The 14,015-nt window shown below is 56.5% G+C and carries 11 protein-coding genes; 5 read left to right on the top strand and 6 right to left on the bottom strand.

The genetic code is table 11. The features are described 5' to 3' along the window. The first annotated feature begins 12 nt into the window (after nucleotides 1-12). Nucleotides 13-1,266, top strand: coding sequence for a valine--pyruvate transaminase (gene avtA, locus G6Q29_RS20085; RefSeq protein ID WP_165466876.1), 1,254 nt, complete (start codon nucleotides 13-15; stop codon nucleotides 1,264-1,266). Nucleotides 1,267-1,273: 7 nt separating this feature from the next. Here avtA and G6Q29_RS20080 read toward each other — a convergent pair whose 3' ends face one another. Next, nucleotides 1,274-1,729 (bottom strand): 4Fe-4S dicluster domain-containing protein, encoded by a 456-nt coding sequence (locus G6Q29_RS20080; protein ID WP_165466875.1) that lies wholly within the window; start codon nucleotides 1,727-1,729, stop codon nucleotides 1,274-1,276. Nucleotides 1,730-1,822: 93 nt separating this feature from the next. Continuing rightward, on the bottom strand, nucleotides 1,823-2,641 hold the full coding sequence (locus G6Q29_RS20075; protein ID WP_165466874.1) for an AraC family transcriptional regulator: 819 nt from the start codon (nucleotides 2,639-2,641) through the stop codon (nucleotides 1,823-1,825). A gap of 225 nt (nucleotides 2,642-2,866) precedes the next feature. Between G6Q29_RS20075 and G6Q29_RS20070 the strand changes: the two genes are divergently transcribed. After that, the gene (locus tag G6Q29_RS20070) at nucleotides 2,867-4,267 is read left to right on the top strand and encodes an MFS transporter (protein ID WP_165466873.1); all 1,401 of its coding nucleotides are present in this window, start codon (nucleotides 2,867-2,869) and stop codon (nucleotides 4,265-4,267) included. A 10-nt stretch (nucleotides 4,268-4,277) separates the two neighbouring features. After that, nucleotides 4,278-6,227: a glycoside hydrolase family 127 protein gene (locus tag G6Q29_RS20065; protein ID WP_165466872.1), complete on the top strand. Its 1,950-nt coding sequence runs from the start codon at nucleotides 4,278-4,280 to the stop codon at nucleotides 6,225-6,227. Nucleotides 6,228-6,283: 56 nt separating this feature from the next. On the opposite strand, the gene G6Q29_RS20060 is transcribed toward G6Q29_RS20065, so the two are convergent. Next, nucleotides 6,284-7,024 carry a MipA/OmpV family protein gene (locus tag G6Q29_RS20060; RefSeq protein ID WP_165466871.1) on the bottom strand — a complete coding sequence of 247 codons (741 nt, stop codon included), beginning with the start codon at nucleotides 7,022-7,024 and terminating at the stop codon, nucleotides 6,284-6,286. Between the two features lie 117 nt (nucleotides 7,025-7,141). On the opposite strand from G6Q29_RS20060, the gene G6Q29_RS20055 reads away from it, so the two are divergent. Continuing rightward, nucleotides 7,142-8,107 carry a LysR family transcriptional regulator gene (locus G6Q29_RS20055; RefSeq protein ID WP_165466870.1) on the top strand — a complete coding sequence of 322 codons (966 nt, stop codon included), beginning with the start codon at nucleotides 7,142-7,144 and terminating at the stop codon, nucleotides 8,105-8,107. Here G6Q29_RS20055 and aldB read toward each other — a convergent pair. Further along, nucleotides 8,104-9,642, bottom strand: coding sequence for an aldehyde dehydrogenase AldB (gene aldB, locus G6Q29_RS20050; protein WP_165466869.1), 1,539 nt, complete (start codon nucleotides 9,640-9,642; stop codon nucleotides 8,104-8,106). The two genes, G6Q29_RS20055 and aldB, sit on opposite strands and share 4 nt — an antisense overlap. Before the next feature lie 166 nt (nucleotides 9,643-9,808). Between aldB and G6Q29_RS20045 the strand changes: the two genes are divergently transcribed. Continuing rightward, nucleotides 9,809-10,693, top strand: coding sequence for an ROK family protein (locus G6Q29_RS20045; protein ID WP_165466868.1), 885 nt, complete (start codon nucleotides 9,809-9,811; stop codon nucleotides 10,691-10,693). Nucleotides 10,694-10,696: 3 nt separating this feature from the next. Here G6Q29_RS20045 and selB read toward each other — a convergent pair whose 3' ends face one another. Both selB and selA read right to left on the bottom strand, forming a co-directional pair. Next, on the bottom strand, nucleotides 10,697-12,535 hold the full coding sequence (gene selB / locus G6Q29_RS20040) for a selenocysteine-specific translation elongation factor (protein WP_165466867.1): 1,839 nt from the start codon (nucleotides 12,533-12,535) through the stop codon (nucleotides 10,697-10,699). Next, nucleotides 12,532-13,917, bottom strand: a complete 1,386-nt coding sequence (selA, locus tag G6Q29_RS20035) for an L-seryl-tRNA(Sec) selenium transferase (protein WP_165466866.1) — start codon at nucleotides 13,915-13,917, stop codon at nucleotides 12,532-12,534. Before selA ends, selB begins: the two co-directional genes overlap by 4 nt. Nucleotides 13,918-14,015 lie beyond the last annotated feature (98 nt).

The raw sequence follows: 14,015 nt of genomic DNA, 5'->3' as shown, positions 1-14,015 counted from the left end.
AGATCACCTGCTATGACGTTTTCACTATTTGGCGACAAATTTACCCGCCACTCAGGCATCACCCGCCTGATGGAGGACCTCAACGACGGGCTGCGCACCCCAGGTGCTATCATGCTTGGCGGGGGAAATCCGGCTCAAATTCCGGAGATGAACACCTACTTCCAGACGCTGCTGGCAGACATGCTGGAAAACGGTAAAGCAACCGATGCGCTGTGTAATTACGACGGCCCACAGGGTAAAACCGAACTACTGACGCTTCTTGCAACAATGCTGCGGGAAGCGCTGGGTTGGGATATTGAACCACAGAATATTGCACTGACAAACGGCAGTCAGAGCGCGTTTTTCTACTTATTCAATCTGTTCGCCGGACGCCGCGCCGACGGCACCACAAAAAAAGTGCTGTTCCCGCTGGCACCGGAGTATATCGGCTATGCCGATGCCGGCCTCGAAGAAGACCTGTTTGTTTCCGCACGTCCGAATATCGAGCTGCTGCCAGAGGGCCAGTTCAAATATCACGTCGATTTTGAACACCTACATATTGGTGAAGAGACGGGCATGATCTGCGTATCACGTCCCACCAACCCGACGGGCAACGTGATCACCGACGACGAGCTGATGAAGCTGGATGCGCTGGCGAATCAGCACGGCATCCCTTTGGTTATCGATAACGCCTATGGCGTACCGTTCCCGGGGATCATCTTCAGCGAAGCGCGGCCGCTGTGGAACCCAAACATCATCCTCTGCATGAGCCTCTCCAAGCTGGGCCTGCCGGGCAGCCGCTGCGGCATTATCATTGCTAACGAGAAAATCATCACCGCCATTACCAACATGAACGGCATTATCAGCCTTTCGCCTGGCGGCATCGGCCCTGCGATGATGTGCGAGATGATCAGGCGTAACGACCTGCTGCGCCTGTCGAATGAGGTGATTAAGCCGTTTTACTATAAGCGCGTTCATGAAACCATCGCCACCCTTCGCCGCTATTTACCGGAAGAACGCTGCCTGATCCATAAACCGGAAGGGGCCATTTTCCTGTGGCTGTGGTTTAAGGACTTGCCCATTACGACAGAGCTGCTGTATCAGCGTCTGAAAAAACGTGGCGTGCTGATGGTACCAGGAGATTACTTCTTCCCGGGACTGGATAAGCCGTGGCCGCACACGCACCAGTGCATGCGCATGAACTACGTGCCGGACCCGGAAAAAATCGAAGCGGGGGTGAAAATTCTTGCCGAAGAGGTAGAGAATGCCTGGCGCGAAGCCGATTAATACGATCTCAGGCCAGATTACGCAGCCGTTCCGCGCGTAATCTGGCGGGGTCTATGCAGCTCAGCGCGTGGGTGGGACAGGCTTCGACGCAGGCGGGGCCCACCTCACGATGCACGCACAAATCACATTTCAGCGCCTGAACGCGATCTTGCACGACCCGAACCTCCATTGCCCCGAACGGGCACGCCACCATACAGCTTTTGCAGCCGATACAATGGGCCTGCTCAACGAGCCAGGCTCCCGCAGCGCGGTGAATAGCCCCCGTCGGGCAGACATTCGCGCAGGGCGCATCTTCACACTGGTGGCAGCCCACGGCCGTGGTGAAGGTTCCCCCCTTAACCACCCGGATACGTGATGTAAACGCGTCTGGCGTGGCGCAGCTTTGATGCGACATCATGCACGCCACCTCACAGGTGCGGCACCCGATACATTTTTCAGGATCAGCCAGGATAAATCGGTTCATGTGTTACGCCTCGTGCGCGTTAAACCCCAGTTCTGTGCACATCATACATAACGTCCCAGGCAGCGAAGGTGCTATGAGTCAAAGAGGAGGCGCTCAGCCGGAATTAATATGTTCTTTACAGTACCGCCGTTTCCAGACGGCGGGCGTTAACCCCGTATGTTTCGAAAATATCTGTCGAAAATAACCCACATCATTAAAACCGCAGCGGGCGGCCACTTCGGTTAACGAGGCCGCATCGTTCAGCAACAGTTTTTCTGCGGCCCTGACGCGCTGGCGGTGAATTGCCTCCGTCAGGGTTAAATGAAACGTCCGGCGAAATACTCGCCCCAGATAATCTGCGTTGCAGTGCAGCTCTTTCGCCAGCTGCGAAGTGGATAGGGGCAAATGAAAGTGCGTGCGGATAAGCTGCTTGGCCTTCCACGCCATTGCCGCGCCCGCATCATCCGCTTTATCTTCATATCCCGGCGAGAGCGATATTTGCTGCAAAATTAACAGCAAAATTATCTCCAGCGCCTGGCTACGCTGTAATTTTTCCTGCTCGCTTAAAAACTGACGGAATAACGCAATAACATATTGCGGATCCCGCACGCTACAGTGTTGCTCAATTGACAGCGGCGACGCGCCTGGTAACGCAGGCAAACGTTCATCCACCTCAAAATGCAGCCAGTAAAATTTGAGATCGCCCGGAAAATCTTCCACGCCGACATGCCGCCGCTTCGGCCAGAGTAATAAACTCTCGCCGGCGTTTACCTCAAACAGCGTATTTTCCTCCTGGATCGTTAATGTCCCTTTTTCGACAAAAATAATCTCCCACGAAGATAATTTTCGCGCAGGATGACGGCCCACCCCCCGGGAGATAAATAACCCGCCATTTTGAACCTTAATCGGAAGCGCTATGGATAATTCGAGCATGGATATTCATTTTTCCGCTTTTATGGTGGCTAATATTGTCTTTATCCCTTGATTATTAATGAATATCAGCAGAGTGGCTCGATCAAACTCACAGTTTTACCATCAGGTCGGAATCGTCACCATTTTATACTTTTCCCTTCCCTTGTTGGTCTGCACGTTGAATGCAGAATAAGTGGGGTACCTTGCACAAATACGATAAAAAATTGTTTATCGAGGAGTTACCCCATGACTTCCACACCGATGACAGATGCAGAAGTTGCAAAACAGGCAGCCGATGACCGGCTGTCAGTCCGCGAAAAAATTGGCTACGGCCTGGGTGATGCGGGCGGCACGGTAATTACCTGCCTGATCATGAATTTTCTGACCTTTTTCTATACTGATGTGTTTGGCCTCACGCCCGCGCTCGTCGGCACGTTGTTCATCGCTCTACGGGTATTTGACGCAATTTCCGATCCGGTGATGGGCGTGATTGCCGACCGCACGCAGAGCCGCTGGGGGCGTTTTCGCCCCTGGCAGCTGTGGGTCGCGCTTCCCATCGGCATCGTCGGCGTGCTGACCTTCACCGTTCCGGATGCCAGCATGGGCGTGAAAATCGCCTGGGCGTTCGGCACCTATTTGCTGTTGTCCGTGGGCTATACCGCCATCAACGTGCCGTATTGCGCGCTGATCAACACCATGACCACCCGCCACAACGAGGTCATATCCTGCCAGTCCTGGCGCTTCGTACTGTGCGGTGTGGCGGGTTTTCTGGTCTCCGTTGGCCTGCCGTGGCTGGTGGCAGAGCTGGGACAGGGCAGTGCCGTCCGGGGTTATCAGCTGGGCGTTGGCGTGCTGTGTGCCATCGCCGTGGTGATGTTCCTGTGCTGCTTCTTCTGGGTACGCGAGCGCGTCCCGCTGGCGCTGATGGGCAAATTCACCCTGCGCGAGCATCTGGCGGGCCTGCGTAAAAACGATCAGCTCCTGCTGATGCTGGTGATGTCGTTCCTGCTGATCAACGTCTTCAACATTCGCGGCGGCGGATACATGTACTTCATCACCTACGTGCTTCAGGGCAGCACGGCGTACACCTCGCTGTTTTTCACGATGGTGACCTTTGCCGCCATTCTGGGTGCGGTGATCGTTAACCCGCTGTCGCGCCGAATTGATACCGTCAAACTCTACTACTACACCAACCTGGTACTCGCTGCGCTTGCGGTGGGAATGTGGTTCCTGCCGGGAGGCCCGACGCACCAGACGCTCTGGCTGATCGTGATTTTAAGCAACGGCGTGATCCTGGGCTTCACCCTGCCGCTGCACTTCTCGCTGATGGCCTTTGCCGATGATTACGGCGAATGGAAAACCGGCGTGCGCTCATCGGGAATGAACTTCGCCTTCAACCTGTTTTTCATCAAGCTCGCGTGGGCATCCAGCGCCGGGATCATCAGCCTGGTGTTTATTGCCGTAGCCTATCAGCCTGGCGCGGGTAACCAGACGGCCGCCTCATTGCAGGGCATCACCGCCATGGAGACGCTGCTCCCGGCCCTTTTCCACCTGCTGCTGGCGGTCGCTATCCGCTGGTGCAGGCTTAACAATCCCGTGATGTCGCGCATTGCCACCGATCTGCGCCAGCGTCATGTACAGTCCTGAGGAGAACGCTATGACCATAATGGAAGCCGACCTGCACCAGCTGAAAATCAACGACCCGTTTCTTGGTCAGTACCAAAGGCTAGTCCGCGATGTGGTGATCCCCTACCAGTGGGAGGCGCTTAACGATCGCGTGGCGGAGGCTGAACCCAGCCACGCCATCGCCAACTTCCGCATCGCGGCCGGTCTGGAACAGGGGGAGTTCTACGGGATGGTCTTTCAGGACAGCGACGTGGCGAAATGGCTCGAAGCCGTGGCGTGGTCGCTGTGCCAGAAGCCGGATGCTGAACTGGAAAAAACCGCCGACGAGGTGATTGAACTGGTCGCAGCGGCGCAGTGCGGAGACGGCTATCTCAATACCTATTTCACGGTGAAAGCCCCTGAGGAGCGCTGGACCAATCTGGCGGAATGCCACGAACTGTACTGTGCCGGGCATATGATTGAGGCGGGCGTAGCGTATTTCCAGGGAACCGGAAAGCGCCGCCTGCTGGACGTGGTGTGCAGGCTGGCGGATCATATCGACAGCGTATTTGGCCCGGGCGAAAACCAGTTGCACGGCTATCCGGGACATCCGGAAATCGAGCTGGCGCTGATGCGGCTGTACGACGTCACGCAGGAGCCACGCTATCTCAATCTGGTAAAATACTTCATTGAGGAACGCGGCGCGCAGCCTCACTTCTACGACATTGAATACGAGAAGCGCGGCAGAACGTCCTACTGGAACACCTATGGCCCGGCGTGGATGGTCAAGGACAAAGCCTACAGCCAGGCGCATCAGCCCCTTGCAGAACAGCAAACGGCCATCGGCCACGCCGTGCGTTTTGTCTATCTGATGGCAGGCATGGCGCATCTGGCGCGCCTGAGCAATGACGAAGGCAAACGCCAGGACTGTCTGCGGCTGTGGAACAATATGGCTCAGCGCCAGCTGTACATTACCGGCGGGATTGGCTCACAAAGCAGCGGCGAGGCATTCAGCAGCGATTACGATCTGCCCAACGATACGGTGTATGCGGAAAGCTGCGCCTCTATCGGCCTGATGATGTTTGCCCGACGGATGCTCGAGATGGAGGCAGACGGCCACTACGCCGACGTGATGGAGCGCGCGCTATATAACACGGTGCTGGGCGGCATGGCGCTCGACGGTAAGCATTTCTTTTATGTGAATCCGCTGGAAGTGCATCCAAAAACGCTGGCCTTTAACCATATCTATGATCACGTGAAACCGGTGCGTCAGCGCTGGTTTGGCTGTGCCTGTTGCCCGCCGAATATCGCTCGTGTGCTGACCTCGCTGGGGCACTACATTTATACCGTTCGTCCGGACGCGCTGTTAATCAATCTGTACGTGGGAAACGACGTGGCCATTCCGGTGGGTGATAACACCCTTCAGCTGCGGATTAGCGGCAACTATCCGTGGCATGAGCAGGTGAAAATCGAGATAACCTCGCCCGTTCCGCTGACTCACACGCTGGCCCTGAGGCTGCCGGACTGGTGTGCGGAACCGGCCGTTTCGCTCAATGGTCAGGCTATTACAGGCGAGGTCTCTCGTGGATACCTTTACCTCAACCGAAGCTGGCAGGAAGGCGACACGCTGACCCTGACGTTACCGATGCCGGTTCGCCGCGTGTATGGCAACCCGCAGGTGCGCCAGCAGGCGGGGAAAGTCGCATTGCAGCGTGGACCGCTGGTTTACTGCCTGGAAGAGGCCGATAACGGTGCAAATCTGCATAATCTGTCCTTGCCACAAGACACCGCGTTTAAGGTATTTGAAGGCAAAGGCATTTTCGCACACAAGATGCTGATACAGGCGGAAGGGATCGGATGTCAGGCGAAGGACACCGATGCGCTGTGGCAGTACGACCGCTCGCCGGTAAAACGTCAGCCCCGTACGCTGACCTTTATTCCGTGGTTTAGCTGGGCAAACCGGGGAGAAGGGGAAATGCGGATATGGGTGGATGAGGGCTGAATATGCGGTCTGTTGCCCTCTCCCACGGGGAGAGGGCGTAAACCGGCTTTATCGTATCAGAAACGCCAGGTCAGGCCGGTCATCAGCGCAAGACTGTCGTCGCGGTCGATCATCGGGCTGTTCTTCACGTCGTCAGGCAACACGGTGTAGACCGCGCTGGCATTAAGATACAGCTTCTGGGTTAACTGATATTTTGCCGCGAGCCCAACGTAGGGCGTCCAGCTGTCACCGGCAGTGTACTCGTCCAGGCCAGAACGGCGAGATTCGCTGCCGGATACGCCATAGTGGTAATCGTTATAGCTTTCGTCGCTATAGATCACACCAACGGAGGGCGTCAGGGTCAGGCGTTCCATCCTGACAGGGCGGAAGTAAGATACCTCGCCCACCATGCCGCCGCTTTCATCCATCGCATCACCTGAAACAGCCACTTTCAGAGAACCCCAACTTTCATGGCGGTAGTATGCGCCGCCCAGGAAGGCGGAGGCTTTACGCTCATTCAGTTGCCTCATCTGATGGTCGTCGTTATCATCCGGATCAAAATGCAGCGGCATCCAGGATGCGGTCAGGCTGAATTCATTTTTTGCATCTTTCCAGAGGATCCATCCGCCCGTGGTCTGTCGAATATATAAGCGATCGCCTTCATAGCTAATTAATGGCACCGCAATGGTATTTTCGTTATAGCCTTTGTATGGAGACTCATTAAATACAGCCCCCGCGCCAAGTGAAACGTCACCGGCCATTGCAGAAGATGTTGCAAATAACGTGGCAGCAATGAGTAAATTGTATTTAATAGTCATGAAAAGTAATCCATTTAAACGCCAAACAAGCGGGGCGAATAATAATGGTTACAAATCTGCCAATGCAACGCTGCGGTTTATATAATATTATATATAAAATCATATAGATGAGTGCGCATGATGAGTAAATTACAGCTAAAGCCACGCGAATTAAAAATAATCTCCGTCATCGCTGCCACCCACAGTATAGGCGATGCCGCCGCCCTGCTGGGCATGGCGCAGGCCAACGTCAGCAAATATCTTTCTGATTTCGAAACGCGAGTTGGGCTGAAGGTTTTTGAGCGTACCACGCGCCAACTGGCCCTTACCCAGTTCGGTGAGGCGTTACTCCCGTATGTGGACGCCACGCTGGAAAAGTACAACCAACTTGCTAATTTCATTGCCGATTATAAGCATGAGAAAAGCGGAAGAGTAACCCTGTACGCCCCAACGGGAATTGTTAACTATCTTGCTCGTCATGTGATCCACCAGCTAAAAGACATTGGGGACATTCGCATTTCCCTTAAGACCTACAACCTGAATCGAAATGAATTTTCAGAAGGTGTTTCTTTTCCGGATGATTGCGATATTTTAATTACCTATGCTCAACCGAAAGATGAAAACCTGGTTGCAAGCGTGTTAACAAAGTATTCTGTTACAGCCTTCGCAACTCAGGAGTATTTAGATAACAATCCATTAACCGGCCCTGAAGATTTAATTAAGCACTCGTGTATCCTAATAGATTCGATGCTGGTCGATGATGCAAACATTTGGCGTTTTCGTGTCCATGACAGTGATGCCGTGCAGGATTACCGGGTGACCGGTAATTATATTTGTGACAATACGCAGACAGCTCTTGAGCTTGCAAGAAATAACCTTGGTATTGTGTTCGCACCGAAAGAGAGCCTGAAGAAAGAATTAACGCAAGGCACGCTGGTTCCGTGCTTCCCGCATCAGGAAGAATGGTGGCTCGATTTAACCGCCATATTTCGTAAACGCGAATACCAGCCCTGGCGCGTGCAATACGTCCTTGATGGCGTCCTCAACATCCTGCGCCAGCAAATTGCGCAGGCCGCCCATGGACGGCCTGCGCAGGGTGACTAGAACAGACCTAGCGGTTTGTCGGAATAGCTGACCAGCAGGCATTTGGTTTGCTGGTAATGCTCCAGCATCATCTTATGGGTTTCACGCCCGATGCCCGACTGCTTGTAACCGCCAAACGCTGCATGAGCCGGATAGGCGTGATAGCAGTTTGTCCACACGCGCCCGGCCTGAATGCCGCGACCCATTTTATAGGCCAGATTACCGTTACGGCTCCAGACGCCCGCCCCCAGGCCATACTGCGTGTCGTTGGCGAGCGCCAGCGCGTCGTCCATGGTTTTAAACGTGGTAACGGCCAGCACCGGTCCAAAAATTTCCTCCTGGAAAACGCGCATGTTGTTCTTACCAAACAGGATGGTCGGCTCAAGATAGTAGCCCTCCTGCAAATCGCCGCCCAGCACCTTACGACGACCGCCGGTCAACACATCGGCCCCCTCTTTTTTGCCGATATCAATATAGTTGAGGATGGTTTCCAGCTGACCATGCGATACCTGCGCACCCATCTGGGTGACGTTATCCAGCGGGTTACCGCTGCGAATCGACTCCACGCGCCGGATTGCCCGCTCCATAAAACGCTCATAAATGGATTCCTGCACCAGCGCGCGGCTCGGACAGGTGCAGACTTCACCCTGGTTAAACGCGAACAGCGCAAACCCTTCCAGCGCTTTGTCGAAGAAGGCGTCCTCTTCATCCATCACGTCGGCAAAGAAGATATTCGGCGATTTCCCGCCCAGCTCCAGAGTGACCGGTATGATGTTCTGGGTCGCATACTGCATGATCTGCTGACCCACTTCCGTTGAGCCGGTAAACGCCACTTTAGCAATACGCTTTGAAGTAGCCAGATATTCGCCGATCTCTCCCCCGGCCCCGTTAACCACGTTAATGACCCCCGGCGGCAACAGGTCGCCAATCACCTCCATCAGCAGCAGTACCGAAAGCGGCGTCAGGCGTGCGGGTTTCAGCACAACGCAGTTACCCGCCGCCAGCGCGGGCGCCATTTTCCAGCTTGCCATCAGCAGCGGGAAGTTCCAGGGAATAATTTGCCCCACCACGCCAAGCGGTTCGTGGAAATGATACGCCACGGTATCTTTGTCAACTTCACTTATTCCTCCCTCCTGGGCACGAATGCAGGACGCAAAATAACGGAAATGGTCAATCGCCAGCGGCACGTCCGCCGCCATGGTTTCCCGGATCGGCTTGCCGTTGTCCCACGTTTCAGCGGTCGCCAGCAGCTCCAGATTCTGCTCCATCCGATCGGCGATTTTGAACAAAATGGCCGCTCTGTCCTGAACGGACGTTTGTCCCCATTTATCTTTCGCCTTATGCGCCGCATCCAGCGCTAAATCGATATCCCGCTTGCCCGAACTGGCAATTTCACACAGCGGCTGGCCGGTGACGGGCGTCAGGTTGGAATAGTATTCACCGTCGACGGGCGCGACCCAGTCGCCACCGATAAAGTTGTCATAGCGGGGCTTCAGCTTAAGGGGAAAACCATACTCGCCTGGCTGGATACGCGATGAGGGAGGATTGTTTGTCATGACCGTCTCCTTGCAGTAGGTGTACAACAAGGGTAGTTCCGGCTGGTGATTTTCTCGCCAGTCGGTAACGGGTTTACGAGCCGTATCACGGATTACCGTACTTTACGTTTCGTTTCTGCCGCCGGAGCCATACTTACTAGCTCAGGGGCTCATGAGGAACGATGCAATGCAGCTATTTATCGGCTTTGACGTGGGCGGAACCCACATCAAACACGGCGTGATCAACGAAAACGGCGAAGAACTGACATCCGATGAATACGATACGCCTGACGATGAAAGCACTTTCAAACAAAAGTGGAAAGCGGTGGTGGATAAGTACCGCCAGGAGTATGAGATCGTCGGCATCGGCGTGAGTTTCCCGGGCCATATTAATCACCATACCGGCGAAGCGGCCAAGGCCGGGGCGCTGGACTATCTTGACGGCGAAAACCTGTGTGAACTTTTCGCACAGCTGACCGATCTCCCTGTAACAACCGAGAATGATGCCAACTGCGCGGCGCTGGGCGAACGCTGGCAGGGCGCCGGCAAGGACTATGAGCATTTTGTCTGCATCACCATCGGCACCGGCATCGGCGGCGGTATCGTCATGGAGGGCGATCTCTACCGCGGGTCGCACTATCGGGCGGGTGAATTTGGCGTGCTGCCCGTGGGTAACAACGGCGAACCCATGCACGAAGTGGCGTCCGCCAGCGGCCTGATGAAAGCCTGCCGCCGCGCGCTGGCCGTGTCGGAAGATGAGATGCCGGGCGGTGAGGAGCTGTTTAAACGCATGGAAAGCGACGTGCATCTGCGCGAGGCCATAGAAGAGTGGGCGCATTTCCTCTCGCGCGGTATTTACAGCGTGATATCTATGTTTGATCCACAGGCGGTGCTGATTGGCGGCGGGATTAGCGAGCAGGAGAAAATCTATCTCCTGCTGGATAAATACCTACAGCGATTCGAAGAGTGGGAGGCGCTCCGGGTGCCCATCCTTCCCTGCGAGCTGGGTAACCAGGCGGGAAGACTGGGCGCGGTCTGGCTGGCTAAGCAGAAGCAGGCGCGCAGCACTTAACGCTTACGGAAATAACTGCGCGTCGCGTAACACATGGTCATTGCCGCGACGACGCGTAAACCCGATGCGGTTGAAATACTCCAGGATCTGAATCGCCAGTTTGCGTCCCACGTTCAGCCTATCGCGGAAGTCTGCGGCGCAGGTTGATCCGCGCGCCTGATCCAGCTCCCGGATCAGGTTCGCAAACGCGACGATCCGATCGTTGCGGTAATAACGATCTTTCACGATCGCCACAATCATCCCCTGCTGTGCCGCATGACGCAGTACCTGACGCATCAGCTGCTCATCGGTATGGGTTTCACGCGCCAGATCGCGCACCCACCACGGTTCATCGCCAAACAGCGGCGCGACTTTTTGCCAGACCGCGTCCTGTTCAGCGGTAAAACCGGCCTTGTGTTCCGGCAGGTGTAGCCAGCCGTGATGGCTTGCAATCACCCCGCTTTCACGCATGTTTTCAATCAGCAACAGCACCAGCGCGTCGTCTTCCATGGGCAACGCCATGCGCCGCAGACGTTCACGGCCCGGGCCGGGCTCATCCTGATGCTGTTCATGGTAGGTCGCCAGCGTGCTCAGCACTTTGCGCTGCCAGCGCGCTGCCACCGGCGCGTTCAGCAGGCTATTGCCGGCCTGAATAAAACCTGGTTCCTGCGTCAGAAGACGCAATCCTTCCCCGCTGAGCTGGCGCGCCCAGGCGAACGCAGCCAGATCCACCGCACCACGCTCAAGGTGGATATCTAACGCAGACTTATCACCGCGGGCCTGAGCAAGCGCGGCCAGCCACTGTAAATACTCAGGCTTACGCTTGCCGCGACGGGGAGGATTCAGCAAGACCACGCGCGCGCCCGCCAGCGTTTCCTGCGCCGAAATATCGCGCAGAACCAGACGGTCGTTATCCGCCAGCCAGAGCGGGGAGTCGAACACCAGTTCGGCGAGATCGTTTTCCAGCAGCGACACGCGTCCAGTGATGTGGCTGGCCGCGTGGTGGATATGCAGCGGCTGCCACTGGGTCAGCGGCGTGTGGGTCTGGAGAGAAACGATGATCCGTTCAGAAGGCTCCGGCGGCGCGTCGCCCAGCAGCCAGTCGCCGCGGTTAAGCTGGTCTTTTTCGGCATCACCGGCAATGTTTAGCGCGATACGCTGCCCGGCATGGGCCCGTTCCACCGGCTGGTTTTGCGCGTGAAGCCCGCGCACGCGCATCGGTTTGTTCACGCCCGTCAGCCACAGGGTATCGCCCACGTTCACTTCGCCGCTCAGCGCGGTACCGGTCACCACCAGCCCAGCCCCTTTCACGGTGAACGCCCTGTCGATCGCCAGACGGAAGCGGTGATGGCTGGCATGCTCACGAGACGGGATCTGCTGCAAATGGTTGCGAAGAGCGTCGATACCGCGGCCTTCCGTCGCTACGGTGACAAACAGTGCGACATCCTTAAAACCGTACTCACTCAGCGCCGCCAGCACCTCTTCACGCACCTCGTCGATACGCGCCTCATCCACACGGTCCGCTTTGGTGAGAGCGACTGTCAACTGTGGGTTTCCCGTCAGCTGGAGGATCGCCAGATGCTCGCGCGTTTGCGCCATCACCCCGTCATCGCACGCCACTACCAGCAGCGCATGATCGATCCCGCCCACGCCCGCGAGCATATTGGAAAGAAACTTCTCGTGTCCGGGCACGTCGATAAAACCCAGCACGCGACCATCAGGCTGCGGCCAGTAGGCATAACCCAGGTCAATGGTCATGCCGCGCTTTTTCTCTTCCGGCAGGCGATCGGCATTCACGCCCGTAATGGCCTGCAATAACGTGGTTTTGCCGTGGTCAACGTGACCGGCGGTGGCAATAATCATTTCAACATCATCTCCAGAAACCGCATTTCATCTTCCAGACAGCGTAAATCCAGCCACATGCGGCCGTCACCGATACGGCCTATCACCGGCATCGGTAATGCGCGCCAGCGCGCCGACAGCGCCTCAAGCTGGCTTCCGCGTCCGTCGCGCGGGGTGAACGTCAGCGCTTCGCTCGGTAACCTGTCCACGGGCAGCGAACCGCTGCCAATTTGCGACAGGCAAGGCTCGATACGAACGTCAAACTCAGGGTAATGAGGAGCAACCTGCGGCAGTAGCGCTTCCGCCTGCGCGCGAATGGAGGCCGCATCACGGCTTAGCAAACGCAACGTGGGCAGGCGGTCAGCCAGTTTCTCCGGGTGGAGATAGAGCCGCAGCGTAGCTTCCAGCGCGGCCAGCGTCATTTTATCGGCACGCAGGGCGCGCTTCAGCGGGTGCTGCTGTAGCTGCGCAATCAGCTCGCGCTTGCCGACAATAATCCCCGCCTGCGGCCCGCCCAGCAGTTTATCGCCGGAGAAACTGACCAGGCTGACGCCCGCGGCGATCATCTCCTGCACCATCGGCTCTTTCGGCAAACCGAACTGGCGCATATCCACCAGCGACCCGCTGCCAAGATCGGCAACCACCGGCACGTTCAGCTCGCGCCCGATGGCGGCCAGTTCGGCCTCTTCCACCGTTTTGGTGAAACCCTCAATGTGGTAATTGCTGGTATGCACTTTCATCAGCAGGGCGGTGTTTTCATTCACCGCCGCGCGATAATCTTTTGCATGGGTACGGTTGGTTGTGCCTACTTCATGCAGCGTGCAGCCCGCCTGGCGCATGACATCCGGAATACGAAACGCCCCGCCGATCTCCACCAGCTCGCCGCGAGAGACGACAACCTCTTTTCCGCTCGCGGTGGCCGCCAGCATTAACAGCACTGCCGCCGCGTTGTTATTCACAATGCAGGCATCTTCCGCGCCGGTGATCTGGCAGAGAAGATCCGCCAGCGCGCGATCGCGATGTCCGCGCCCGGCGCCGTCCAGATCGTACTCCAGCGTCACCGGCGAGCGCATGGCCAGGGTGACAGCCTCTATCGCCTCTTCTGCCTGCTGTGCCCGCCCCAGATTGGTGTGCAGCACCGTGCCCGTCAGGTTAATAACCGGGCGCAACGCGCTTTGCGCATGCTTGCTAAGCCTCCGTTCAGCTTCCTGCGCCCACGCCACGCACCAGCCGGGAAGCGCATTCTCAGCCTGAATATGGCGACGCGCGTCGTCCTGAAGCTGGCGTAGCATATCGACCGTTGCAGTATGACCAAACTGCTCCAGCACCGCCGTAATGCGCGGGTCACGAAGCAGACGATCGGTAGCGGGGATCTGGCTGTAGAGGGAATGATGAGTAGTCATGAATGTGCCTGGCGAGTAAATATCTTCCCCCCTCCCGACGGGAGAGGGAGTTAACATGTGAGGGGATTGTACCGCCTCCCGCCAGGAAGTGTTATAAC

This window comes from Enterobacter cloacae, assembly GCF_011078175.1.
GTDB classification, from domain to species: domain Bacteria; phylum Pseudomonadota; class Gammaproteobacteria; order Enterobacterales; family Enterobacteriaceae; genus Enterobacter; species Enterobacter cloacae_Q.
The sequence above is the reverse complement of the archived record's forward strand: the minus strand, read 5'-3'. Positions and strand labels throughout refer to the sequence as shown.

What these genes read in the sequence shown, in the direction of transcription:
- G6Q29_RS20070 (WP_165466873.1), top strand. Translation starts at nt 2,867, where the DNA reads ATGACTTCCACACCGATGACAGATGCAGAAGTTGCAAAACAGGCAGCC.
- G6Q29_RS20075 (WP_165466874.1), bottom strand. Translation starts at nt 2,641, where the DNA reads ATGCTCGAATTATCCATAGCGCTTCCGATTAAGGTTCAAAATGGCGGG.
- G6Q29_RS20055 (WP_165466870.1), top strand. Translation starts at nt 7,142, where the DNA reads ATGATGAGTAAATTACAGCTAAAGCCACGCGAATTAAAAATAATCTCC.
- selB (WP_165466867.1), bottom strand. Translation starts at nt 12,535, where the DNA reads ATGATTATTGCCACCGCCGGTCACGTTGACCACGGCAAAACCACGTTA.
- G6Q29_RS20080 (WP_165466875.1), bottom strand. Translation starts at nt 1,729, where the DNA reads ATGAACCGATTTATCCTGGCTGATCCTGAAAAATGTATCGGGTGCCGC.
- selA (WP_165466866.1), bottom strand. Translation starts at nt 13,917, where the DNA reads ATGACTACTCATCATTCCCTCTACAGCCAGATCCCCGCTACCGATCGT.
- aldB (WP_165466869.1), bottom strand. Translation starts at nt 9,642, where the DNA reads ATGACAAACAATCCTCCCTCATCGCGTATCCAGCCAGGCGAGTATGGT.
- G6Q29_RS20045 (WP_165466868.1), top strand. Translation starts at nt 9,809, where the DNA reads ATGCAGCTATTTATCGGCTTTGACGTGGGCGGAACCCACATCAAACAC.
- G6Q29_RS20060 (WP_165466871.1), bottom strand. Translation starts at nt 7,024, where the DNA reads ATGACTATTAAATACAATTTACTCATTGCTGCCACGTTATTTGCAACA.
- G6Q29_RS20065 (WP_165466872.1), top strand. Translation starts at nt 4,278, where the DNA reads ATGACCATAATGGAAGCCGACCTGCACCAGCTGAAAATCAACGACCCG.
- avtA (WP_165466876.1), top strand. Translation starts at nt 13, where the DNA reads ATGACGTTTTCACTATTTGGCGACAAATTTACCCGCCACTCAGGCATC.